The following is a 23048-nucleotide window of genomic DNA, read 5'->3' on the forward strand; positions in this document are numbered from 1 at the left end:
GGCCTGTTTCCGTGATCCTTGCGCGCGCCCCCAACTGAGATTGCGATTAGACGCAGTGTGATCCTCCCCCGGTTTGGTGGACACCCATGCTAGGCTTTTGGGCCTGGAGAGGAGTGTCTGATGAGTGGTTCGCGTCGGGTCTTTCCGGAGGCCTTCAAACGAGAGGCGGTTGATCGCGTCGCCAGCAGCGGCCTGTCGGCTGGGCAAGGTGGCCGCCGAGCTGGGTCTTCACGAGACGGTGCTTCGGCGATGGATGACGCAGTATGGGGCGCAGGCGACGGGGGCGGCGAGGCGCTCCCACACGCAAGCGCCGCCCCCGTCGCCGTCTGATCTGGCTTCTGAGAACGCCCGCCTGCGCCGTGAGAACGACCGGCTGCGCATGGAGCGCGATATCCTAAAAAAAGCCGCGCTCATCTTCGGAGCGGCCTCCCGTTGAAGTTCGGGTTCGTCGATGAGCATCGCGACATATGGCCGGTTCGGATGATGTGCGCCGTGCTGGGGCTTTCGGCCAGCGGCTACTATGCCTGGCGCACGCGCCCGGTCAGCCGCCGGGTTACGGCCAACGAGGCGCTGCTTGAGGACATTCGGCTGATCCACGCCGAGAGCTGCGGGACCTATGGCTCGCCCCGCGTCCATGCCGTCCTGCGTGGCCATGGCCGCCGGGTCGGCCGCACGCGCGTGGAGCTGTTGATGCGGCGCGCCGGCATCCGCGGCCTCGCCGCGCTGCCCCGACGCACCCGCACGACCGACAGCCGCCACGGCTATCCGATCGCGCCCAACAGGCTCGGTCGCAACTTCACCGCCCAGGCGGCCAACCAGATCTGGCTGGCCGACCTGACCTACATCCCCACCGGCGAAGGGTGGCTCTACCTGGCCGCCATCCTCGACATGCACACGCGCAAGCTCGTCGGCTGGTCGATGCGCGAGACCCTGCATGTCCAGATCGCCCTGGAGGCGCTCGACATGGCCATCGAGCGCCAGCGTCCGGCACCCGGTCTCATCCATCACTCGGACCGCGGCATCCAGTACGCGGCCGAGGCCTACCGCTCGGCCCTTGCAACGGCGGGGATTTCGCCGTCGATGAGCCGCAAGGGAGACTGTTGGGACAACGCCCCGATGGAGAGCTTCTTCCACACCCTCAAGACCGAGCGGGTCCATCACCGGATTTACGCCACACGCGCCGAAGCCCGGCGAGATCTGTTCGGCTACATCGAGGGCTTCTACAATTCCCGCCGCCTGCACTCGGCCCTGGGCTACATCAGTCCAGCCGACATGGAGCGTAGAGCGGCTTAACCCCGTCCACTATTTCGGGGGAAGATCAACTCGACGCGGGGCTTACCGCTCTTGGTCGGGAAGTAGGGGCGCAGTTCGTCGGGCACCACACGGCGGAAGTAGTAGGTCGCACCGACCTTCGTGAGATGGGTCGCCATAGGGTCATCACCTTTACCAGATGTAACACCCACTCGACGCGCCTTCCTGGAACTCCGTGCCGGTTCCTGAGGGATTTCAGACCCTTGGAAAAGGCGAAAGCCCGCCGGAGTTTACCGGCGGGCCTTCATGGTGGAGCTAAGCGGAGTCGAACCGCTGACCTCTTGAATGCCATTCAAGCGCTCTACCAGCTGAGCTATAGCCCCAGAACCTTAGGTTCTCTCGGCGGGTCTGGTGTTCGTCCCCCCGAGCGAGGCGCGGAACCTATTCCGGGAGTTTGATCGGATCAAGCCTCCCGGAAAGATTTTTTGCGCCTCAATTTTTATTGGTCGTCTTCGTCCTCGGAACCGGGGATTCCGTCGATGTCGCCATCTTCGAAATCCTCTTCCTCGTCCTCGAGGAACGGCACGTCCTCGCCCTCTTCTTCGGCGAGATCCTCGTCTTCGGCGAAGTCGACGCCCAGGTCGTCGCTGCCCGGCGTGGGAGCGCCCGGCTCGGCGTCGTCGCCGTCATCGCTCTCGACCACCTCATCGGCGGCCTCGTCGATTTCCGGAGTCTGGTCAGCTTCGTCCTCGAAGCCGTCCTCGCTCTCGGTTTGCTTGACCTGATCTTCCTTTTCGTCGTCCGTGTCGTAATCCGGCGTCACGGCGCGTGCGCGCACGCGGCGGCTGCGGATCGCTTCTTCCGGATCGAACTGTTCGCCGCACTTGGGGCAGACAGCCGGGCGCTTGCCCAGGTCGTAGAACTTCGATTGGCAGTTCGGGCAAACTTGCTTTGCGCCGAGTTCGGGATTGGCCAAGGCGGCGATCCTCTAAAGATAGGGCTTGATCGATAAGCGGCGGCTCCCTTGCCACGCGCGGGGGCCGCTGTCAAAAGCAAACCCCTCTCATATCAATACCTTCAAGCAAGCTTTAGGGAACCCCGGTTTTGGGCACCAACGCCGCTGGACTAAAGAGCGCCCCGGGCGCGGCGCTTTCGGGCCGCATCCGCATCCCGGGCGACAAGTCGATCTCGCACCGCTCCATGATCCTGGGAGCCCTGGCCTCCGGAACCACGACGGTGGAAGGCCTGCTGGAAGGTGACGACGTCCTGCGCACCGCCGACGCCATGCGCGCCTTCGGCGCGAAGGTCGAGCGCACGGGCGACAAGGCCTGGCGCATCGAGGGCCAGGGCGGCCTGGCCGAGCCTGCGGATGTCATCGACTGCGGCAACGCCGGCACCGGCGTGCGTCTGATCATGGGCGCGGCGGCCGGCTATCCCATGAGCGCGACCTTCACCGGCGATCAGTCCCTGCGCGGCCGGCCCATGGGCCGCGTGCTCGATCCCCTGGGTGAAATGGGGGCGACCTGGATCGGCCGCGACCGGGGCCGCCTGCCCCTGACCCTGCGCGGCGGGGCGCTGAAGGCCATCTCCTACCGCCTGCCCATGGCCTCGGCCCAGGTGAAGTCGGCCGTGCTGCTGGCCGGCCTGAACGCCGAGGGCGATGTCGAGGTCATCGAGCCGGAAGCCACGCGCGACCACACCGAGCGCATGCTGCGCGCCTTCGGAGCGACGGTGGAGGTCGAGGACAAGAACGGCGAGCGTCATATCCGCCTGCCCGCCGGCCAGAAACTGACCGGGACCCATGTGGACGTGCCGGGCGATCCGTCCTCGGCCGCCTTCCCCATCGTGGCGGCCCTGATCACCCCCGGTTCGTCGGTGACGGTGGAGGGCGTCATGCTCAACACCCTGCGCGCGGGCGTGTTCGACACCCTGATCGAGATGGGCGCGGACCTGGTGATCGACAACCGCCGCACCGCCGGCGGCGAAGAGGTCGGCGACCTGACCGCCCGCCACTCGAAGCTGAAGGGCGTGGTGGTGCCGCCGGAGCGGGCGCCGTCGATGATCGACGAGTATCCGATCCTGGCCGTGGCCGCCGCCTTCGCCGAAGGCCCCACCATCATGCGCGGCATCGGCGAGATGCGCGTGAAGGAAAGCGACCGCATCGCCCTGACCGCCAACGGGCTGAAGGCCTGCGGCGTGCAGGTCGAGGAAGAGCCGGAAGGCATGATCGTCACCGGGACCGGCCAGGCCCCGCGCGGCGGCGGGACGGTCGTCACCCACGGCGACCACCGCATCGCCATGAGCCATCTGGTGCTGGGCCTGGCCGCCCGGTCGGGCGTCGCCGTGGACGAGCCCGGCATGATCGCCACCTCGTTCCCCGGCTTCGCCGACCTGATGCGCGGCCTGGGCGCGGACATTTCGGAGGCCTGAGGCCATGGGCTTCATCATCGCCGTCGACGGACCCGCCGCCTCGGGCAAGGGCACCATCGCCAATGTCCTGGCCAAGGATTTCGGCTTTCCCTTCCTGGACACCGGCCTGCTGTACCGGGCGGTCGGGGTGCGCCTGCTGGCCGACCACCAGGATCTGGACGACGGGGCGGCGGCCGAGGCCTGCGCCCGCGGGTTGGAGCTGTCGGCGCTGGAGCGCCCCGAGGTCCGAACCCGCGCGGCGGGCGAAGCGGCCAGCCGCGTGGCGGTTCACGCCGGCGTCCGCGCGGCGCTTCTCGATCTGCAGAAGAGCTTCGCCGCCCACGAGCCCGGCGCGGTGCTGGACGGCCGGGACATCGGCACGGTGATCACGCCCCACGCCCAGGCCAAGCTGTTCGTGACCGCCGCGCCGGAAGTGCGCGCCGAACGGCGCTGGCGCCAGTTGAACGGCCAGGGCGAGGCCGTGACCTACGAAGAAATTCTCGCCGACATCCGCAAGCGGGATGAACGGGACAGCGGCCGCCACAGCGCCCCCCTGGCCAAGGCCGAGGACGCGGTCTTGCTGGATACGTCCGAAAAGACTATAGACGCGGCCATCGATGCGGCCCGCCGTATCGTCGAGGCGGCGCGCGCCAAGGCCGGCATCTAGCCGGGCAAGGCCAAATCCAACGCGCTGAACCTCGACCGCCGCGGGACATCACTCTTCTCTACAATTCACCCGGATTCCCGAGAACCGCCGGTGTTCGCACCCGTTTTCGGTCGTCCCCCAACCCTAAGAGACCAAGATCAGCATGGCTGACGATATGAGCATGAACCCGAGCCGCGACGACTTCGCCGCGCTTCTCGACAACGCCATGGGCGGCCGCGACTTCATGGAAGGCAGCGTCGTTCACGGCAAGATCGTGGGCATCGAGAAGGATTTCGCGATCGTCGACGTCGGTCTGAAGACCGAAGGCCGCGTTCAGCTGAAGGAATTCGGCCTCGACGAGAACGGCAAGGCGACCGTGAAGGTCGGCGACACCGTTGAAGTGTTCCTCGAGCGCCTCGAAAACGCCATGGGCGAAGCGGTCATCAGCCGCGACAAGGCCCGCCGCGAGGAAGCCTGGACCCGTCTGGAAGGCGTCTACGCCAAGAACGAACCGGTCATGGGCGCCATCGTGGGCCGCGTGAAGGGCGGCTTCACCGTCGACCTGGGCGGCGCTTCGGCCTTCCTGCCGGGCTCGCAAGTCGACATCCGTCCGGTCCGCGACGTCGGCCCGCTGATGGGCAAGGAACAACCGTTCGCCATCCTCAAGATGGACCGTCCGCGCGGCAACATCGTCGTGTCGCGTCGCGCCATCCTGGAAGAAGCCCGCGCCGAGCAGCGCACCGAACTGGTGTCGCAGCTGCAAGAGGGTGAAATCCGCGAAGGCGTGGTCAAGAACATCACCGACTACGGTGCGTTCGTCGACCTGGGCGGCATCGACGGCCTGCTGCACGTCACCGACATGAGCTGGAAGCGCGTCTCGCACCCGAGCCAAGTGCTCGCGGTCGGCGACACCGTGAAGGTCCAGATCGTGAAGATCAACCCGGACACCCAGCGCATCAGCCTCGGCATGAAGCAGCTGCAGTCGGATCCGTGGGATGGCGTTGAAGCCAAGTACCCGGTCGGCGCCAAGTTCACGGGCCGCATCACCAACATCACCGACTACGGCGCCTTCGTGGAGCTGGAAGCCGGCGTTGAAGGCCTGGTGCACGTCTCGGAAATGTCCTGGACCAAGAAGAACGTCCACCCGGGCAAGATCGTCTCCACCTCGCAAGAAGTGGATGTGGTCGTCCTGGACGTCGATCCGTCGAAGCGCCGCGTGTCGCTGGGCCTGAAGCAGGCTCAAGCCAACCCGTGGGATGCGTTCCTGGAAGCTCACCCGGTCGGTTCGACCGTGGAAGGCGAAGTCAAGAACGCCACCGAATTCGGCCTGTTCATCGGCCTGGACAACGACATCGACGGCATGGTGCACCTGTCGGACATCGACTGGACCGTGCCGGGTGAAGAAGCCATGGCCCGCTACAAGAAGGGCGACGTGGTCAAGGCCCGCGTCTTGGACGTGGACGTCGAGAAGGAACGCATCAGCCTGGGCATCAAGCAGCTCGGCGGCGATCCGATGACCGGCGACACCTACCGCAAGGGCCAGACGGTCACCGTGGTCGTGACGGAAGTCACCTCGGGCGGCATCGAAGTCCGCTTCGGCGAAGACGATGCGCCGATGAGCGCCTTCATCCGCAAGTCGGACCTGTCGCGCGACCGTCAGGAGCAGCGTCCGGAGCGTTTCGCCGTCGGCGACCGCATCGACGCTCAAGTGACCAACATCGACAAGGCCGCTCGCCGCGTGTCGCTGTCGATCAAGTCGCTGGAACTGGCCGACGAGAAGGAAGCCATCGAGCAGTTCGGGTCTTCGGACTCGGGCGCCTCGCTGGGCGACATCCTCGGCGCGGCTCTGCGCGACAAGGCCGGCAAGGACTAATCGTCCTTCAGGTCTGCTGAAGATTGCGGCGGTCCGGGTCTCCCGGGCCGCCGTTTTCTTTTTGATCACCCTCGAGACCCTAAACCTTTGGCGCGCAAGCACTTGAAGACTCACGCCGCCTTGGGCAAAGGTCAGGCCCGCGGGCCGACCAGCGCGTTTTTGTGTTTCGCTTAGCCTGTCGGGGGACGAGATGATCAAGTCGGAGCTGATCGCCAAACTGGCCGGCGAAAACCCGCACCTGACCCAGAAGGACATCGAGCGCGTCGTCGGCGTGATCCTCGATCAGATGATCGCCGCCCTGGAAAAGGGCGGCCGGGTGGAATTGCGCGGCTTCGGCGCCTTCTCGGTCCGTTCGCGCCCCGCCCGTTCGGGCCGCAATCCGCGCACGGGCGAGACCGTCGAGGTCCGCGCCAAGCATGTGCCGTTCTTCAAGAGCGGCAAGGAGCTGCGCGCCCGCCTGAACGCCGACGGCGACGAATAGGCCTTCCGCCGCCTAGCGGCGAAGAACGATCCCCGCCCGCACCAGACGGCCGGGCGCGAAGCTTTCCAGACCATCGGCGCTCTCCACCGTTTCGATCCTGGCGTCGAGCAGGTTGTCGGCGGCCACGAACAGGCGGGCGTGACGCCCCAGATCCGCATCCAGCCGCACGTCCGTGGTCAGGGCCGAGCCCAGGCGGCGGGTGTTGAGGTCGTCCTCCCACCGCGCGCTTTCGTAGCGAAGATCAGCCGAGGCGGTCAGGACGGCGTTCATCCGCCACTCCGCGCCCGCCGTCGCCGTCCAGCGCGGCGCCTGGGCGGGCCGCTTGCCGGTCAGTTGAGGGGCGGCGGAGGCGCCGTCCACTTCCGCGTCCGTGCCGGAGAGGGCGGCGCGCAGGCTGACAGCCTCGCCGAAGTCCTTCGACGCCTCGATCTCCAGCCCAAGCGCCTCGATCCGGCCGACGTTCTGGCGTTGGCGCAGCACGCCGCCCGCCGGGACGAAGCCCGCCACGGGGAAGGTTCCGGGCCCCGCGCCGATGGTGACGTTGGCGATGGCGTCCTCCAGCCGGGTGGCGAAGGCGGTCAGCGACCAGGTCAGGCCTGAAAACTCTCCGCCGACGCCCAGCTCTGCGCCGAACAGACGCTCGGGCTCCAGCCCGGCATTGGCCTCGGTGATATCGTTGCCAACCCGGAACGGGCGATGCAGTTCGTTGAGAGTGGCTGGTCGGAAGCCGGAATAGGCGGCCGCGCGCAGGTGCAGCCCGTCGTTCACCGCATAGCGCAGGCCCGCGCGGGCCGTGGGGGTGGTTCCGTCGCGGTCGGCGGGTCGCTCGTCCAGGGTCACGGCGCCCGTCTGGATGTCCCGCTCCTGACGCTTGGCGTCGCTGGAGGACCAGCGGTCCAGGCGCACGCCGGCCGTCAGCAGCAGCGGGCCGCTCTCGCGCCACGCCTCGCCGTAGACGCCAGCCACGGAGGCCTGTCCGCCCGCCACGCGGGTGCGGGTGAAGACGCCGCCCATGTTGCGGAAACGCTCGCGGCTCTCGCCCTCGAACAGCCGACCGTCCACGCCGATCTCCCACCAAGACCCGCGCAGGGCGGCGTTGAGGCCGTAACCTTCCGCAGGGGTGGCGTATTGATCGTTGGCGGCGGTGGTCGAGCTGCGATCCGCCGCGGTCGCTGCCGAACCGTTGCGCAGATCACTCTCCACCGCCCAAGCCTGCAGCCGCCAGCCGGGACGGCCGTCCTTGGCCTGGCGCGCCGCCGTGGCGGCCAAGCTCTTGCCCGAAGCGACGCTGTCGGCGCCGCGCAGGCCCGCGCCCCGCTTCTCTCGCCAGCCGGCGGCGCGGACGCCCAGTTCGACCTCGCCGATCCGGTCGCCGAAAGCGGCGGAAAGGCCGGTGCTCTCTAGGTCGATGGGAACATCCGCCGCGCCGCGTCGCGGTCCGCGCACCGGCGTCTGGCCGTCGAACCGCTCATAGGCGCCGGAGACCAGCAGACGCCGGTCCGCCCCGCGCGCCAGGACGGCGGCGCGGCCATAGCCCTGTTCGCCGCCGGACAGTTCGAGTTGGACATCGTCCGCCACGCCGTCGGCGGTCTGCAGGCGCACCACGCCGGTCAGGGCGCCGGCGCCGTATGGACCAGCCCCCGCCCCGCGCACGATCTGCGCCGCGCCGAGCGTCGAGGGTTGGACCTGGCTCCAGATCACCCAGCCGCCGAACGGATCGTTGAGCGGCGCGCCGTCCAGGGTCACCAAGGCGCGGCCGGCGCCGGAGGGGGCGATGGAGCGCAGGGACAGGCCCTGGGTGGTGGGATTGGCGATGGCCGAACCCTGCCGGCGAAAGAGCGAGGCGCCGGGCGCGCTCTTCAACGCCTCGTCCACCCGCGGACGGGCGTCCAGCAGCCGAGGATCGACCTGAACGGAGGAGAAGACGGCGGCGGCGGGGGCATCGGGAAGACGCGGCGCGGTGACCACGACGGCATCCACGGCCGGCGGCGCGTCAAACATACGAAAACTCCCCCACGAACAGCTACGCTCCAGACGGAACGATCTCACCCTCGACTGGTTCAGCCAAACTTGACCCGCCCATCCGAACCCGGCCAGCCTATAGAGGTCGGGCAAGTTTCAGGAGCCGCCAAGTGAGCATCATCAAGGAATTTCGCGAGTTCATCGCGCGAGGCAACGTCATCGACCTCGCCGTCGGCGTGATCATCGGCGCGGCCTTCAACAGCATCGTGAAAAGCCTTGTCGACCAGGTGGTGATGCCGCCCATCGGCCTGGCCACCGGCGGCCTCGACTTCTCGAAGCTGGAATGGGTGCTACGCTCCGAGAACCCGGCCACCGAGGAGATCGAGAAGGTCGCCATCCAGTACGGCGCCTTCATCAACACCATCATCCAGTTCCTGATCGTGGCCATGGCCGTGTTCGTACTGGTGAAGATCGTCAACACCCTGCGCCGCCAGCATGCCGAGGAGGCAGAGGCCGCTCCCGCCGCGCCGACCCCCACCGAGGCCCTGCTGGCCGAGATCCGGGACGAGCTGAAGAAGCGCCCCTAACCCTTCGGCGCGTCCGGCAAGGCCAGGACCGGCGGCGCGGCAGGGCTCGCCGCCGGAAGGTCGAGGACCTTCGGTTCCGGCACATGAGCGGCCGCGGGCGTCGCGGCGTCAGTGGCCGCCACGGTCAGGGCCGGCGCGTCGTCCTTCTTCTTGTCCTTCTTGCCGCCGCCGAAGACCTTGCTGACCAGGCCGCCCGCGCCCTTGCCGATATAACCGCCGACGATGCCGCCGGCGGCGCCGGCCACGGGGCCCGCCGCCGCGCCCGCGGTGCTGCCGGCCACGCTGCCCACCGTGCCGGCGAGGTTCTGGACGATGCCGGGTTTCTTCTCGTCCGCGCGGCTGACGCCGCCGGTGAGGAGCAGGGCGGCCACCGCCCCGATCATGATCTCGCGCATGGGCCTCTCTCCCATCTTCGGGGCAATCAACCCTGGGGACCGCGAGGCCGTTCCAAGCTTGAGCGGCCGCGCCGCTGGGCGCCAAACCGCCAAACCCCGCTTTCGCAAGGCCGCGTCTCGGCTAAGGTGCGGGCCGAAAATCTGGCGTGATGAGGGGTTGCGTGATGAAGGCTGGCGGGTTGGTGACCGGGTTCTGCGCGGCCTTGGCGCTTGTATTGGCCGCCGGTCAGGCCGTCGCCCAGGCCAAGGATCCCGCATCCTTCGTGGACCCGTTCATCGGCACGGGCGGATACGGCCACACCTTCCCTGGCGCCACCGTGCCCTTCGGCATGGTGCAGTTGAGCCCCGACACCAAGACCGCCCACTTCGGCAAGGACAGCTATCCCTGGGCCGCCGGTTATCAGCACGGCGACCAGACGGTGCTGGGCTTCTCCCACACCCACTTCTCGGGCTCCGGCCACTCGGACCTGGGCGACATCCTGGTCACCGCCATGAGCGGCGAGGCCAGGCTCGATCCGGGCGAGGCCGGCGTCGGCTATCGCTCGCGCATCGACAAGAAGACCGAGGCGGCGTCGCCGGGCTACTACGCGGTCGATCTGATCGACAACGGGGTGAAGGCCGAGCTGACCGCCACCGAGCGGGTGGGCCTGCATCGCTACCGCTTCGCCAAGGCGGGCCCGGCCCATGTGGTCGTCGATCTGCGCCACGCCATCTACGACTATGACGGCAAGGTGCTGTGGTCGCGCCTGCGGCTGCGGCCCGACGGGGCGGTCACCGGCATGCGCCAGACCCGCGGCTGGGCCCCGGCGCGGCAGCTCTATTTCGCCATGCGGTTCTCGCGGCCGGTGAAGGGTCACAGCTTCCTGAACCGCGAGCAGAACATCCCCTATAACGGCTTCAAGCAGCCCGCCCACGGCAAGCCGGATCCTGATCAGCGCGAGGGCCGCGCCATGGTCGGATCGCTGGACTTCGGCGAGCTGGCGGCCGGCGATGAGGTGCTGGTCAAGGTGTCGATCAGCGGCGTCAGCGAGGACAACGCGCTTCTGAACCTGGACACCGAGGTCGCCGACTGGAACTTCGACGGGGTGAAGGCCGCGGCCCGCGCCCAATGGAACCAGGCCCTGTCGGCGGTTGAGATGGACGCCCCGGCCCAGACCAAGGCGTCGCTCTATTCGGCGCTGTACCACACGCTGATGGGCCCCACCCTGTTCATGGACGTGGACGGCCGCTATCGCGGGCCGGACAACGCCGTCCATACGGCCAAGGGCTTCCGCAACCACTCGACCTTTTCGCTGTGGGACACCTATCGGGCCGAACATCCGCTGCTGACCCTGATCCAGCCGGCCGAGCGCAACGCCGACTTCGTCAATTCCCTGCTGGCGGCGCAGAAGGTCAGCCCGTTCGGCATCCTGCCGGTGTGGTCGTTCCACGGCCAAGAGACCTGGACCATGATCGGCTATCACGCCGTGCCGGTGATCGCCGACGCCTGGATGAAGGGTATTCGCGGCTTCGACGGCAAGGCGGCGCTGGAGGCCATGGTCGCCAGCGCGGAATACGGCCCCTATGGCGGCCTGGACGAGTACATGGCGCGCGGCTACGTGCCGATCGACAAGTCCCCCGAGGGGGCGTCCAAGACCGTCGAGTACGCCTTCGACGACTGGACCATCGCCCGCATGGCCCGCGACCTGGGCGACACCGAGACCGCCGCCAAGTTCGATAAGCGCGCCGCCTACTGGCGCAACGTCTTCGACGCCAAGACCGGCTTCGTCCGCGCCCGCAACAGCGACGGGACCTTCCGCGAGCCCTTCGATCCCACGGCGATCAACTACGGCTCTGACTACACCGAGGGGAACGCCTGGCAGTACAGCTGGTACGTGCCGCACGACACCGCCGGCCTGATCCGCAACCTGGGCGGTGACGCCAAGCTCGTCGGCAAGCTGGACGCCATGTTCGACTACGACAACTCCAAGCTCGACTACTCCCACGCCGAGGACATCAGCGGCCTGATCGGCCAGTACATCCACGGCAACGAGCCCAGCCACCAGGCGGCCTATCAGTACGTCCACGCCGGCCAGCCCTGGCGCACCCAGGAGCGGCTGAAGCAGATCGTCGAGAGCCAGTACAAGCCGACGCCGGACGGTCTGTCGGGCAATGACGACCTGGGCCAGATGTCGGCCTGGGTGGTGTTCACGGGGCTGGGCTTCTATCCGGTGGCGCCGGGCTCCAACGAGTACGTCATCGGCCGCCCGTTCGTGGAGAAGGCGACCCTGAACCTGCCCAACGGCAAACGGTTCACCATCGTCACCGAAGGGCTGGCGGACGCCAACAGGTATGTCGGCTCGGCCCGCCTGAACGGCAAGCCGCTGACCCGCGCGGTGCTGCGCCACGAGGACATCCTGGCCGGCGGCGAGCTGCGCTTCGTCATGCAGGCGGCGCCGAACAAGACCTGGGCGACCGGCAAAGCCGACCGCCCCTATTCCATGTCGCCCTATCGGTAGAGGATGGCGCCCATGTCCGACGACCGCAGCCTAGGTCGCGACGAACAATCCGCCCTGGCGGAATACCGCGCCGGGCCGTTCAGCGGCCGGGCGGAGGTGCGGGTCACGCCGGCGGGCATCCTGGCGATCACCTGCCTGATGACCGGAATTTTGCTGTCCAGCGCGGCCATCGTCTGGGCCGCGAAGGCCGGACGGCGGGCCCGTTAGAGCCCGCCGCCTTTAGATCAGTTGGTGATGGCCGGCGCCGGCTCGACCTCGACCTCGACCTCGGGCTTGCGCGAGGTCCAGCCGAACAGGGCGATCACCAGGTAGCAGGCGGCCGGCAGCAGGAAGGCCAGGCCCAGGCCGATATGGTCGCCGAGGAAGCCGGTGGCCGGCGGCAGCAGGGCGCCCCCGACGATGGCCATGCACAGCAGGCCGGACGCCGCCGGCATCTTGGTGCCCGTGCCCGCCAGGGCGATGGCGAAGATGGTCGGGAACATCACCGAGTTGAACAGGCCCACGGCGATGATCGCGTAGCCCGCCGTGAAGCCGGTGGAGAAGGCCGAAACCGCGATCAGGACCGAGGCGCCCACGGCGCAGAAGGCCAGCACCTTGCCCGGCGAGACGCGGGCCAGGACCCAGGCGCCGATGAGGCGGCCGACCATGGCCCCGCCCCAGTAGTAGGCGACCATGTGGCCGGCGCTCGAGAGCGGCAGGGCCAGGGTGTTCGGCTGCGACAGATAGGTGGTCATGTAGGTGCCGATCGACACCTCCGCGCCCACGTAGAGGAAGATGCAGAGCACGGCGAAGGCCAGGCGCTTGCGGCGCAGCAGGCCGAACATTTCGCCAAGGCTCGGCGCCTTCTCCGGCTTCGGCGCATGGTCGTGATTACGAAGCAGGAAGAAGATCAGGGCCAGCACCGCCAGAACGGCGGCGATGACCATGTAGGGCGCCTGGACCGCCTGGGCCTGGGTGTGGCGCAGGGCCTCCAGCTGGGCCTGGGTCAGGGTCGCGGGATCCGGCGCCTTTTCGATGTGGCTGAGGATCAGGGCCGAGCCAATGAACGGCGCGATGAAGGTGCCGAAGGAGTTCAGAAACTGGGCGAAGGTCAGGCGGCTGGAGGCCGTCTCGGCCTTGCCCAGCATGGTGACGATCGGGTTGGCCGCCACCTGCAGGATGGTGATGCCCGAGGCGAGGATGAACAGCGCCGCCAGGAAGCCCCAGAACACGCCCGCGTTGGCGGCGGGGGCGAACAGCAGGCAGCCGACCATCATGATCAGCAGGCCGAGCACGATAGAGCGCAGATAGCCCAGCTTGGACAACAGGGCGCTGGCCGGCAGGGAGATGACGAAATAGCCCAGGAAGAAGGCGAACTGGGTCAGGCCCGCCTCGAAGTTGGTGAGGGTGAACACCGCCTTCAGCGCCGGAGCCAGCAGATCCACCATGCAGGTGGAGAAGCCCCAGGCGAAGAACAGCACGATCACCCAAGGCAGCAGGAAGCCGCTGCCGTTCTGGGCGCTCGCATTCGCGGGCGCGCCGCCGACCTGAACCATGAAATCCTCCCCGATCTTTCTTATTCGCTTTTAGCGGAGCGCTATCGACACTGTTGATGACAACGCTGTCAAGGCTTGCGCGCCAAACGGGGAGGGCGCACATCGGCCCCATGACCACGGCCAAGATCTGCGGATTGTCGACACCCGAGGCGGTTAAGGCCGCCCTCGACGGGCGCGCCTCGCACATCGGCTTCGTGTTCTTTCCCAAGAGCCCGCGTGACATCGACCCCCAAACCGCCGGCCGCCTGGCCACGCCGGCGCGAGGCAAGGCGAAGGTCGTGGCGGTGACTGTGGACCCCGACGACGCCCTGCTTGAGCGCCTGATGGAGACCCTTCGCCCCGACCTGATCCAGGTCCACGGCAAGGAGACCCCGGCGCGGGTGCGTGACATCGCGGTGCGGACCGGCGCGGGGGTCATCAAGGCGGTCTCCGTCTCCACCTCGGTGGAGATCGAGGCGGCCCGCGCCTTCGAGGAGGTGGCCGAGCATCTGATGTTCGACGCCAAGCCGCCCAAGGATTCCGAACTGCCTGGCGGCACCGGCGCGCGGTTCGACTGGACCTTGTTGAAGGGCCGCCGCTTCGCCCGCCCGTGGTTCTTGGCGGGCGGCCTCGATCCCTGGAACGTGCGCGAGGCGATCGAGCTTTCTGACGCCCCCTTGGTGGACGTCTCCTCCGGTGTCGAGCGGGGCGCCGGCCTCAAGGACCCCGCCCTGATCGGGACCTTCCTGGACGCCGTCCGGCGCGGCTGAGCCCGCCGGTGCTGGGCGACCGCTGTTCTCGCAGCCTGTTTCTTCTGGCGTCGGAGGCGTCACCGGACTAAAGGACGCGTCTTCTGTAACGGCCCTTCGATCGCCGTACGCCGCGCCTGAGCCTCAATTGAGCCTGCCCGCAACGCCCAACGACTACACGGCCTATCCGGATTCCGCCGGCCGCTTCGGCGAGTTCGGCGGCCGCTATGTGGCCGAAACCCTGATGCCGCTGGTCCTTGAACTGGACCGCGCCTATGCCGAGGCCAAGGCCGATCCGGCGTTCCAGGCCGAGCTGAAGGGCTATCTGACCCACTATGTGGGGCGCCCGAGCCCGCTCTATTTCGCCGAGCGCCTGACCAGGCACTTCGGCGGCGCGAAGATCTATTTCAAGCGCGAAGAGCTGAATCACACCGGCGCGCACAAGATCAACAACTGCATGGGCCAGATCCTGCTGGCCCGCCGCATGGGCAAGACCCGGATCATCGCCGAGACCGGCGCCGGCCAGCACGGGGTCGCCTCGGCCACGGTCTGCGCCCGCTTCGACCTGCCCTGCGTGGTCTATATGGGCGCCACGGACGTGGCCCGTCAGAAGCCCAACGTCTTCCGCATGAACCTGCTGGGCGCCGAAGTGCGTCCCGTGACCTCCGGCGCGGCGACCCTGAAGGACGCCATGAACGAGGCCATGCGCGACTGGGTCACGAACGTGGCCGACACCTATTACCTGATCGGCACCGCCGCCGGCCCGCACCCCTATCCGGCCATGGTCCGCGATTTCCAGGCCGTGATCGGCGCGGAGACCCGCGAGCAGATCCTGGAGCTGGAAGGCCGCCTGCCCGACGCCGTGGTCGCCTGCGTGGGCGGCGGCTCCAACGCCATCGGCATGTTCCATCCGTTCCTCAATGACGAGGGCGTGCGGATCTATGGCGTCGAGGCGTCCGGCCACGGGCTGGACACCGACAAGCACGCCGCGTCCCTGACCGGCGGCCGCCCGGGCGTGCTGCACGGCAACCGCACCTACCTGCTGCAGGACGACGACGGCCAGATCCTGGACGCCCACTCCATCTCCGCCGGCCTGGACTATCCGGGCATCGGGCCGGAGCATTCGTGGCTGCACGACGTGGGCCGGGCCCAATACCTGACCTGCACCGACAAGGAGGCCCTGGAGGCCTTCCAGCTGTGCGCCGAGCTCGAGGGCATCATTCCCGCCCTGGAGAGCGCCCACGCCCTGGCCAAGCTGGGCGAGGTGGCGCGCGACGTGGGCAAGGACGGCGTCATCGCCCTTTGCCTGTCCGGCCGCGGCGACAAGGACATCTTCACCGTGGCCGACGCCCTGGGACGCCAGATTTGACCAAGGACCGCATCGACCGCCGCTTCGCCGCGCTGGCCGCCGAGGACCGCGCCGCGTTCGTGGCCTACATCATGGCCGGCGATCCCGACGCCGCGACCGCGCTTGAGATCATGCGCGGCCTGCCCGCCGCCGGGGCCGACATCATCGAGCTGGGCTTCCCCTTCTCGGACCCCATGGCCGAGGGGCCGACCATCCAGCGCGCCAGCCAGCGCGCCCTGGCCGGCAAGATGACCACCAAGGGCGTTCTCGCCACCGTCCGCGCCTTCCGCGAGGGCGACGAGGACACGCCGGTGATCCTGATGGGTTATCTGAACCCGCTGGTGAACTACGGCTTCGAGGCCTTCGCCCGCGACGCGGCGGAAGCCGGGGCGGACGGCCTGATCGTGGTGGATTGCCCGCCGGAAGAGGCTGATCCGCTGGTGGACGCCCTGGATGCGGCGAACCTGTCGCTGATTCGACTGGCGACCCCGACCACCGACGATGCGCGCCTGCCGGTGGTGGTCAAGCGCACCTCGGGTTTCGTCTATTACGTCTCCGTCGCCGGGGTGACCGGGGTTCTGGAAGCCGACGCCGACGCCGTGGCCCCTGCTGTGGCCCGGGTCCGGGCGGCTTCGGGCCTGCCCGTGGCGGTGGGTTTCGGCATCAAGACGCCCGATCGCGCGGCGGCCGTGGCGCGGGTCGCCGACGCCGCCGTGGTGGGTTCGGCGCTCATCGACGAACTGGAATCCAATTTGTCATCGAACAAAAACGTGACCTCGGCGGTTCTTTCCAAAGCTGAAGAGCTTGCTAACGCTGTGCGCTTCGCACGTTCCAACAAGGCTTGAGTGGTGAAGGCTATGGCTATGGCGGACCCCCAAGACCCCAAGAAGACCGAAAAAGCGGCCAAGGCCGCCTCTGGCGAGCGTTCGCGCGGCGGCTGGCTGGCCAAGATCGCGCCCGGCGTGCGCGGGGCCTTCGTCAAACGCGAGACCCCGGACAACCTTTGGGTCAAATGCCCGGATACGGGCGAGATGATCTATCGCCCCGACCTGGAGGCGGCCCTGTGGGTCACCCCGGCCGGGCGCCACATGCGGATCGGGCCGGAGGCGCGCTTCCGCTACACCTTCGACGACGGCAAGCACGAGATCCTGCCGAGCCCGAAGGTGGCCGAGGACCCGCTGAAGTTCTCCGACGGCAAGCCCTACAAGCAGCGCCTCGTGGAGGCCCGCAAGAAGACCGGCGAACAGGACGCCATGGCCATCGGCTTCGGTGAGATCACCGGCCTGCCGACCGTGGTCCTGGTCCAGGACTTCGCCTTCATGGGCGGTTCGCTGGGCATGGCCGCGGGCGAAGGCTTCATCGCCGCCGCCGAAGCCGCCGTGGAGCGCAACGCCCCGCTGGTGATCTACACCGCCGCCGGCGGCGCCCGGATGCAGGAAGGCGCCCTGTCGCTGATGCAGATGGCCCGCACGACCCTGGCGATCCAGAAGCTGAAGACCGCCGGCCTGCCCTACATCGTGGTGCTGACCGATCCGACCACGGGCGGCGTCACCGCCTCCTACGCCATGCTGGGCGACGTCCACCTGGCCGAGCCGGGCGCCCTGATCGGCTTCGCCGGCCAGCGGGTGATCGAGCAGACCATCCGCGAGACCCTGCCGCCGGGCTTCCAGCGTTCGGAGTTCCTGGTGGAGAAGGGCATGGTCGACCGCGTCACCGCCCGCAAGGAGCTGCCCGCGGTGCTGGGCTCCATCCTGGGCACCCTGATGATGGGCCGGGCGCGCAAGAAGGCGGCTTAAGCCCCTACGCCATGAGCGACCACCTTCGCGCCCATGACGCCGCCCTCGCGCGGCTGCAGGCGCTGCATCCCAAGAAGATCGACCTGTCGCTGGACCGGATGCGGCGGCTTTGCGCCGCGCTGGGCGATCCGCAGGACCGCCTGCCGCCGACGATCCATGTAGCCGGCACCAACGGCAAGGGCTCGACCGTCGCCTTCATGCGGGCCATGGCCGAGGCGGCGGGCCTGAAGGTCCATGTCTTCACCTCGCCCCATCTGGTGCGCTTCGCCGAGCGCATCCGCCTGGCCGGAAAGCTGATCGAGGACGATCACCTGGCCGAAATCCTCGACCGGGTGGAGGCGGCCAATGACGGCCAGCCGATCACCTTCTTCGAGATCACCACGGCGGCGGCCCTGGTCGCTTTCTCCGAAGCGCCGGCCGACCTGCTGCTGCTGGAGGTGGGCCTGGGCGGGGTGCTGGACGCCACCAATGTGATCCCGGCGCCCACGGTCAGCGTCATCGCCCCTGTGGACATCGACCACCGCGAGTTCCTCGGAAACGACGTCGCCACCATCGCCGGCGAGAAGGCCGGGATCATCAAGCGCGGCGCCAGGACGGTCAGCGCCCGCCAACAGGACGAGGCGCAGGCCGTCATCGAGGCCCAGGCGGAACGGACTGGATCACCCCTGACCCTGATGGGCCGGGACTTCGACGCTTGGAATGCGGACGGCCGCCTGCTGGTGCAGATGGAGGATCGCCTCCTCGATCTGCCAGAGCCGAGCCTGTTCGGCGCCCACCAGATCGACAACGCCGGCCTGGCCGTGGCGGCCCTGCTGGCCCTGGACGATCCGCGCATCGACGATGAGGCCATCGCCAAGGGGGCCGCCTCCGCTGTCTGGCCGGCGCGGTTCCAGCGCCTGACCGCCGGCCCGTTCGCCCTGAAGGCGCGGGTGGCGGGAACCGATTTCTGGCTGGACGGCGGCCACAACCCGCATGCCGCCCACGCCCTGGCCGACGCGCTCGGCCACCTGTCGCTGAAGGACGGCCGCCCCGTGGCGGTGATCGCCGGCCTGTTGGCCAACAAGGACGCCGCGGGCTTCTTCGCCGCCCTGGCGCACCTGAACCCCGTGGTCTTCACCACCGGCTTCGAGGCGGACGCAGCCGCCGATCCGGTGACCCTGGCCCTGGCCGCCAAGGCGGCGGGCCTGCGCGCCGTCGCCTGTCCCGACATCGACGCCGCCCTGGCCGAGGCCCTGATGCAGGACGGCCCGCCGCACATCGTCGCCTGCGGCTCGCTCTATCTGGCGGGCGAAATCCTGGCCCGCTCCGAAGAGACCTGGCCGCGCTGAACCCAAGGCCAAGGTGCGGCGCCCCGTCGCAGCCACTCCCGTGACACCTTGCCGTACCGGCGTTCGTGACGTCAGCTTGCGGCGATTAGAACAAGTGCGCAGGGGGGAGCGTGGGGGTTCTGGGTTCGAGGTCGCCCGTGGTGACCCTGGTGGCGGCCGTGCTTCTAGGGGTGGCCGCCCTGATCGCGGCGACGGCCGCGGCGCTTTCCACACCACGCCTCGGCTTCGAGTTGGCCGCTACGGCGGACGGCGCGGTGGCCATCGAGCGGCCCGCCGGGGGAATTCAGGCCGGCGAACGGCTTCTGTCCCTCAGCGCCGGTCCGACCACGTTCCAGCTCCATCCCGATGACCTGATCGAAGAGCCGGACGTCATCGACAACTTCGCCGCCCGCGAGCGCTTCATGGCGCGGCAGGCGGCGCTTTCCGGTCTGCTGGCGCGGGACGTCGTCACCCTGGGTCTGCGCGGGGCGGACGGCGGCGAGCGAACGGTCGAGATCACGCCCCGTCCGGCCGCGATCGGCGACCTGCCCTTCGGCTTCTGGTTCCAGATCGCAGTCGGCTTTGGCGGGCTGCTGATCTCCGCCTGGGTGTGGGCCCTGCGGCCCGGCGACTGGGCGGCGCGGATGTTCGCCCTGACCGGCCTGGCCATGCTGACCTTCACCCACGCGGCGGCGATCTACAGCACGCGGGAGCTGGCCCTGGCCGCGCCGTTGTTCCGTGCGCTGTGCGAGCTCAACTATGTGGGCGCCAGCCTGTTCGGCGTGGCGATGATCAACGTGTTCCTCAGCTATCCCAAGCGGCTGGTCCCGGCCGTCGGGCTTCTGGCGGCGCCACTGGTCTTCGGCGCCTGGGGCGCCGTGGCCCTGCTGCGCCTGACGCCCGACGTGGCGACCGCCTATCACCTGCCTATCGTCACCGAGATGGGGCTGATCCTGGCCGCCATTCTCGTTCAGGCGGTGGCGGTGCGCAAAGACCCGACCTCCCGTGCGGCCCTGCTATGGCTGGGCCTTTCAGTGGCCGTCGGGGCGGGAGCGTTCGTGGCCATGATGGCCGCGCCGCAGGTGCTGGGCTTCGCCCCGGCCATGCCGCAGGGCTACGCGTTCGGCTTCTTCCTGCTGATCCACATCGGGGTCGCCCTGGGCCTGCGCCGCTACCGCCTGTTCGACCTCAAGGACTGGGCCTTCGCCATCCTGTTCTACGCCGGGGCGGCGGCGGCCTTCGTGATCCTGGACCTGGTGCTGGTCATGACCCTGCCGCTGGATCAGGGGCCGGCTCTGGGCCTGTCTTTGCTGGTGGTGGCTTTCGCCTATCTGCCGCTGCGCGACTGGCTTTGGCGACGCCTGGTGGCCCGGCGCACGCTTGAGGATCACGAGCTGTTCAACGCGGTGATCGAGGTGGCCTTCGGCGGCAGCCGCCGGGAGCGCGGGGACCGCTGGCGCGAACTGCTGAACCGGCTGTTCGAGCCCCTGGACCTGACGCCGCTGGAGAACGGTCCCGCGACGCCCCGGGCCAGCGAGGATGGCCTGCGCCTGACCCTGCCCGCCACCGCCGACAGCCCGGCCCTGGTCCTGCAGTACCCGTGGCGCGGACGCGGCCTGTTCGGCAGGGCGCACCTGAAACTGGCGCGGCAGCTGGCGGCGATGATGAGCCACGTCCAGGACAGCCGCGAGGCCTATGAGCGCGGAGTCAGCGAGGAGCGCCGCCGCATCGCGCGCGACCTGCACGACGACGTGGGCGCCCGCCTGCTGTCGGGGCTGCACACCAAGGACCTTCCCGGCGCCCGCGAGGCGGTGCGTGAGGCCCTGGGCGACATCCGCGTGATCGTCAGCGGCATGACCGGCGACGGCCTGCCGCTGAGCCAGGTTGTCGCCGATCTGCGCCACGAGACCGCCCGCCGACTGGAGGCCGCGGGCTTGGAACTGGATTGGGAAACGCCCGCGACGGAGAGCGAGGACGCCCTGCTGGACTACCGCACCTATCGCGCCCTGATCTCCGCCCACCGGGAGATGATCAGCAACGCCATCCGCCATGCCCGCGCCTCCCGCGTCAGCGTGGCGGTCCAGGTGGAGAACGGCCGTCTGCACACCACGGTCAGCGACGACGGCGTCGGCCTGGGAGCCCGGACGGAAGAGGGCGTCGGCGGGTCGGGCCTGCGCAACATGAGCCGACGGATCGATGAACTGGGCGGCGAGCTGACCTTCCCCAACCAGGAGCGTGGAGCCGGCGTCGCCATGTCTCTGCCCCTGACCATCGGATGACCTCCCCCATTCGGGGGATGAGCAGGAGGCGAGGCGGCGCCTAGAGTGCCGCCTTCGGACGGACGGGGCGCCAGGATGCCGAACCCAGACAGCATGCAACGGCTCAAGGGACTGGTGGTCGAGGACCAGTCCACCACGCGCGAATGGCTGGTCGGGGCGCTGGACCAGGCCTTCGACATCGAGATCGTGGCCGTGGACGACCTGCGCGGCGCGCGGGAATCCCTGCAATGGCGCACGCCGGACGTGGCCCTGGTGGACATCGGCCTGCCGGACGGCTCGGGGGTCGACCTGGTGCGGGAGCTGACCCGCGAGCACCCGGCCGCCACGCCCATCGTCACCACCATCTTCGACGATGACGCGCACCTGTTCGACGCCATCGCGGCGGGCGCTCAGGGCTATCTGCTGAAGGACCAGGACACCTCCGCCTTCGTCCAGGCTTTGCGGCGCATCGAGCGGGGCGAGCCGCCGCTGTCGCCATCCATCGCCCGGCGGATGCTGGAGCATTTCCGCGCCGCGCCGCCCCTTTCATCCGAGGATCTGGAACCCCTGACACCGCGCGAGACCGAGGTGCTGGCCCTGCTCGGCCGGGGTTTGCGGGTGGGCGAGGCCGCCCGGGTCCTGGGCATCAGCGAGCATACGGTCGCCGGCTATGTGAAGACCGTCTATCGCAAGCTGAACATCGCCTCGCGGGCCGAGGCGGCGCTGGAGGCGGCCCGGCGCGGCCTGGTCTGACACCCCCTGAATCGGGGATGCCGCCGCCCAACGGCGATCCCTAACGTCCCCGCCCGGGAAGGCCGGAGCCTAGTCCGGCCAAGGCAGATGGGGATTTCATCACATGGCGACCGTACCGACGATCGGGGACTTTTCCTGGCTCATCCAGCTTGTGGACGCGGGCCTGATCAAGGCCAGCTTCAAGTTCAGCGACATCCGCGCGATGCTGCAGAGCCTCGGCGTGCTGACGCCGGAGACCGACGCGGCGCTGAAGACCGTGGAGGCCAATCCGGGCCTGATCGACATCGGGGTTCAGACGCTCAAGGACGCCCTGTTGAAGTATCCGCCCAGCACGCCGCTGAGCGAGATCACGGGCGGCGGCACGCCCACCACTCCGACCAATCCGGTGGTGACGCCTTCGGTCCAGCAGGTGCAGGACGCCTTCAAGGCCCTGGCCGGGATCGCGGCCACTTCCTCCAAGGCGATGGAGGAGTTCCTGACCACGCCCACGGGCCAGAAGGTGAAGAACGAGTTCTACGCCGAGGCGCAGGAGATGGCGAAATGGGTGACCCAGCTGAACGCCGGGACCGCCACCCCGTCTCAGTTCCTGAACAAGATGGTCGAGTTCGGCTCGGACACCACCGGGGTCGCCCTGCAGGTCTATCAGTTCTTCACCGGCAAGATTCCGACCCAGGCGGGCATGACCTATCTGGTGGACAGCCCGAGCAATCCGGCTGATCTGACCGATCCGACCTACGCCCTGCTGAACGCCGAGAACCGCTACATCAACATGGCGGTGAACCTGGGCGTGAAAGGCGAAGGGGCCAGCGCCTTCAACACCGCCTACGGCGCGCTCGACTTCAAGGCGGCGGTCACCAAGCTCTATGCCGCCATCATCGGCAACAGCGAGGCGGCGGCCAAGGGCGTCAATGTCAGCGCCGCCATCGACTACGTCGTCGCCCAGGAGGCCTACTTCAAGGCGCTGGGCGGGGGCGACATCGGAGCCAAGGCGGCGGCTGCCGGTTTCCTGATGCACAAGGGCCTGCAAGCCGGCGTCGGCGTCTATGACGACGCCGTGCGCGACTTCTACGCCGACCTCTACGCCGGCAAGGCGACCTATGGGGTCAGCATCCTGGGGACCAGCGCCCCGCATGAAGGCCTCGACGGCCTGGCCTGATCGGAAAAGCGAAACGGCCCGCCTCCGCGAGGAGACGGGCCGTCCGCTGGTTCAGTTCTTGAGCC

At 68.6% G+C, this 23048-nt stretch carries 20 protein-coding genes, 1 tRNA gene and 1 pseudogene; 16 read left to right on the top strand and 6 right to left on the bottom strand.

Annotated features, from left to right (window positions below):
• Window positions 1-120 precede the first annotated feature (120 nt).
• Window positions 121-1293: pseudogene (locus tag P7B02_RS07335) on the top strand (IS3 family transposase).
• Here P7B02_RS07335 and P7B02_RS19685 read toward each other — a convergent pair.
• The 3 genes from P7B02_RS19685 to P7B02_RS07345 form a co-directional block, all read right to left on the bottom strand.
• Window positions 1290-1430, bottom strand: a complete 141-nt coding sequence (locus P7B02_RS19685; RefSeq protein ID WP_431355793.1) for a DUF6538 domain-containing protein — start codon at window positions 1428-1430, stop codon at window positions 1290-1292. The pseudogene P7B02_RS07335 and the gene P7B02_RS19685 overlap by 4 nt on opposite strands.
• Before the next feature lie 128 nt (window positions 1431-1558).
• Window positions 1559-1634: transfer RNA gene (locus P7B02_RS07340), tRNA-Ala, on the bottom strand.
• A 116-nt stretch (window positions 1635-1750) separates the two neighbouring features.
• Window positions 1751-2227: a TIGR02300 family protein gene (locus P7B02_RS07345; protein WP_277785668.1), complete on the bottom strand. Its 477-nt coding sequence runs from the start codon at window positions 2225-2227 to the stop codon at window positions 1751-1753.
• A gap of 128 nt (window positions 2228-2355) precedes the next feature.
• Between P7B02_RS07345 and aroA the strand changes: the two genes are divergently transcribed.
• The 4 genes from aroA (at window position 2356) to P7B02_RS07365 (ending at window position 6660) form a co-directional block, all read left to right on the top strand.
• The gene (gene aroA / locus P7B02_RS07350) at window positions 2356-3681 is read left to right on the top strand and encodes a 3-phosphoshikimate 1-carboxyvinyltransferase (RefSeq protein WP_277785669.1); all 1326 of its coding nucleotides are present in this window, start codon (window positions 2356-2358) and stop codon (window positions 3679-3681) included.
• A gap of 4 nt (window positions 3682-3685) precedes the next feature.
• Window positions 3686-4327 carry a (d)CMP kinase gene (gene cmk / locus P7B02_RS07355; RefSeq protein WP_277785670.1) on the top strand — a complete coding sequence of 214 codons (642 nt, stop codon included), beginning with the start codon at window positions 3686-3688 and terminating at the stop codon, window positions 4325-4327.
• A 142-nt stretch (window positions 4328-4469) separates the two neighbouring features.
• Complete coding sequence (gene rpsA, locus P7B02_RS07360; protein WP_277785671.1) at window positions 4470-6179, top strand: 30S ribosomal protein S1; 1710 nt, start codon at window positions 4470-4472, stop codon at window positions 6177-6179.
• A gap of 190 nt (window positions 6180-6369) precedes the next feature.
• Window positions 6370-6660: an integration host factor subunit beta gene (locus P7B02_RS07365; RefSeq protein WP_277785672.1), complete on the top strand. Its 291-nt coding sequence runs from the start codon at window positions 6370-6372 to the stop codon at window positions 6658-6660.
• Window positions 6661-6672: 12 nt separating this feature from the next.
• Here the strand turns inward: P7B02_RS07365 and P7B02_RS07370 are convergent, their stop codons facing one another.
• Entirely contained in the window at window positions 6673-8661 is a 1989-nt protein-coding gene (locus P7B02_RS07370) for a TonB-dependent receptor (RefSeq protein ID WP_277785673.1), read from the bottom strand.
• A gap of 131 nt (window positions 8662-8792) precedes the next feature.
• Between P7B02_RS07370 and mscL the strand changes: the two genes are divergently transcribed.
• Complete coding sequence (gene mscL / locus P7B02_RS07375; RefSeq protein ID WP_277785674.1) at window positions 8793-9209, top strand: large-conductance mechanosensitive channel protein MscL; 417 nt, start codon at window positions 8793-8795, stop codon at window positions 9207-9209.
• Here the strand turns inward: mscL and P7B02_RS07380 are convergent.
• A complete protein-coding gene (locus tag P7B02_RS07380; RefSeq protein ID WP_277785675.1) occupies window positions 9206-9604 on the bottom strand; it encodes a hypothetical protein in 399 nt (132 codons plus the stop codon). The two genes, mscL and P7B02_RS07380, sit on opposite strands and share 4 nt — an antisense overlap.
• A 164-nt stretch (window positions 9605-9768) precedes the next feature.
• Here P7B02_RS07380 and P7B02_RS07385 point away from each other — a divergent pair, with 164 nt between their 5' ends.
• Both P7B02_RS07385 and P7B02_RS07390 read left to right on the top strand, forming a co-directional pair.
• Complete coding sequence (locus P7B02_RS07385) at window positions 9769-12102, top strand: GH92 family glycosyl hydrolase (RefSeq protein WP_277785676.1); 2334 nt, start codon at window positions 9769-9771, stop codon at window positions 12100-12102.
• 12 nt (window positions 12103-12114) lie between these two features.
• A complete protein-coding gene (locus P7B02_RS07390) occupies window positions 12115-12309 on the top strand; it encodes a hypothetical protein (protein WP_277785677.1) in 195 nt (64 codons plus the stop codon).
• Between the two features lie 17 nt (window positions 12310-12326).
• Here the strand turns inward: P7B02_RS07390 and P7B02_RS07395 are convergent, their stop codons facing one another.
• On the bottom strand, window positions 12327-13637 hold the full coding sequence (locus P7B02_RS07395; protein WP_277785678.1) for a sugar MFS transporter: 1311 nt from the start codon (window positions 13635-13637) through the stop codon (window positions 12327-12329).
• Window positions 13638-13747: 110 nt separating this feature from the next.
• On the opposite strand from P7B02_RS07395, the gene P7B02_RS07400 reads away from it, so the two are divergent.
• The 8 genes from P7B02_RS07400 to P7B02_RS07435 all read left to right on the top strand — a co-directional run bounded on the left by P7B02_RS07400 (window position 13748) and on the right by P7B02_RS07435 (window position 22983).
• Window positions 13748-14386, top strand: a complete 639-nt coding sequence (locus P7B02_RS07400; RefSeq protein WP_277785679.1) for a phosphoribosylanthranilate isomerase — start codon at window positions 13748-13750, stop codon at window positions 14384-14386.
• A gap of 127 nt (window positions 14387-14513) precedes the next feature.
• The gene (gene trpB, locus P7B02_RS07405) at window positions 14514-15734 is read left to right on the top strand and encodes a tryptophan synthase subunit beta (protein WP_277785680.1); all 1221 of its coding nucleotides are present in this window, start codon (window positions 14514-14516) and stop codon (window positions 15732-15734) included.
• Entirely contained in the window at window positions 15731-16558 is an 828-nt protein-coding gene (gene trpA, locus P7B02_RS07410; protein WP_277785681.1) for a tryptophan synthase subunit alpha, read from the top strand. Before trpB ends, trpA begins: the two co-directional genes overlap by 4 nt.
• Before the next feature lie 12 nt (window positions 16559-16570).
• Window positions 16571-17509 carry an acetyl-CoA carboxylase carboxyltransferase subunit beta gene (locus tag P7B02_RS07415; RefSeq protein WP_277785682.1) on the top strand — a complete coding sequence of 313 codons (939 nt, stop codon included), beginning with the start codon at window positions 16571-16573 and terminating at the stop codon, window positions 17507-17509.
• 11 nt (window positions 17510-17520) lie between these two features.
• On the top strand, window positions 17521-18837 hold the full coding sequence (locus P7B02_RS07420; protein WP_277785683.1) for a bifunctional folylpolyglutamate synthase/dihydrofolate synthase: 1317 nt from the start codon (window positions 17521-17523) through the stop codon (window positions 18835-18837).
• A 137-nt stretch (window positions 18838-18974) separates the two neighbouring features.
• Window positions 18975-21095: a sensor histidine kinase gene (locus P7B02_RS07425; protein ID WP_277785684.1), complete on the top strand. Its 2121-nt coding sequence runs from the start codon at window positions 18975-18977 to the stop codon at window positions 21093-21095.
• Between the two features lie 93 nt (window positions 21096-21188).
• Window positions 21189-21827, top strand: a complete 639-nt coding sequence (locus tag P7B02_RS07430) for a response regulator transcription factor (protein ID WP_277785685.1) — start codon at window positions 21189-21191, stop codon at window positions 21825-21827.
• Window positions 21828-21930: 103 nt separating this feature from the next.
• Window positions 21931-22983, top strand: a complete 1053-nt coding sequence (locus tag P7B02_RS07435; protein ID WP_277785686.1) for a hypothetical protein — start codon at window positions 21931-21933, stop codon at window positions 22981-22983.
• Window positions 22984-23048 lie beyond the last annotated feature (65 nt).

Origin of the sequence: Caulobacter segnis, assembly GCF_029543125.1 — a bacterium.
GTDB lineage: Bacteria > Pseudomonadota > Alphaproteobacteria > Caulobacterales > Caulobacteraceae > Caulobacter > Caulobacter segnis_D.

What these genes read in the sequence shown, in the direction of transcription:
- P7B02_RS07400 (WP_277785679.1), top strand. Translation starts at nt 13,748, where the DNA reads ATGACCACGGCCAAGATCTGCGGATTGTCGACACCCGAGGCGGTTAAG.
- P7B02_RS07385 (WP_277785676.1), top strand. Translation starts at nt 9,769, where the DNA reads ATGAAGGCTGGCGGGTTGGTGACCGGGTTCTGCGCGGCCTTGGCGCTT.
- P7B02_RS07380 (WP_277785675.1), bottom strand. Translation starts at nt 9,604, where the DNA reads ATGCGCGAGATCATGATCGGGGCGGTGGCCGCCCTGCTCCTCACCGGC.
- P7B02_RS07390 (WP_277785677.1), top strand. Translation starts at nt 12,115, where the DNA reads ATGTCCGACGACCGCAGCCTAGGTCGCGACGAACAATCCGCCCTGGCG.
- cmk (WP_277785670.1), top strand. Translation starts at nt 3,686, where the DNA reads ATGGGCTTCATCATCGCCGTCGACGGACCCGCCGCCTCGGGCAAGGGC.
- P7B02_RS07395 (WP_277785678.1), bottom strand. Translation starts at nt 13,637, where the DNA reads ATGGTTCAGGTCGGCGGCGCGCCCGCGAATGCGAGCGCCCAGAACGGC.
- rpsA (WP_277785671.1), top strand. Translation starts at nt 4,470, where the DNA reads ATGGCTGACGATATGAGCATGAACCCGAGCCGCGACGACTTCGCCGCG.
- P7B02_RS07415 (WP_277785682.1), top strand. Translation starts at nt 16,571, where the DNA reads ATGGCTATGGCGGACCCCCAAGACCCCAAGAAGACCGAAAAAGCGGCC.
- P7B02_RS07370 (WP_277785673.1), bottom strand. Translation starts at nt 8,661, where the DNA reads ATGTTTGACGCGCCGCCGGCCGTGGATGCCGTCGTGGTCACCGCGCCG.
- P7B02_RS07420 (WP_277785683.1), top strand. Translation starts at nt 17,521, where the DNA reads ATGAGCGACCACCTTCGCGCCCATGACGCCGCCCTCGCGCGGCTGCAG.
- P7B02_RS07430 (WP_277785685.1), top strand. Translation starts at nt 21,189, where the DNA reads ATGCAACGGCTCAAGGGACTGGTGGTCGAGGACCAGTCCACCACGCGC.
- P7B02_RS19685 (WP_431355793.1), bottom strand. Translation starts at nt 1,430, where the DNA reads ATGGCGACCCATCTCACGAAGGTCGGTGCGACCTACTACTTCCGCCGT.
- P7B02_RS07365 (WP_277785672.1), top strand. Translation starts at nt 6,370, where the DNA reads ATGATCAAGTCGGAGCTGATCGCCAAACTGGCCGGCGAAAACCCGCAC.
- P7B02_RS07435 (WP_277785686.1), top strand. Translation starts at nt 21,931, where the DNA reads ATGGCGACCGTACCGACGATCGGGGACTTTTCCTGGCTCATCCAGCTT.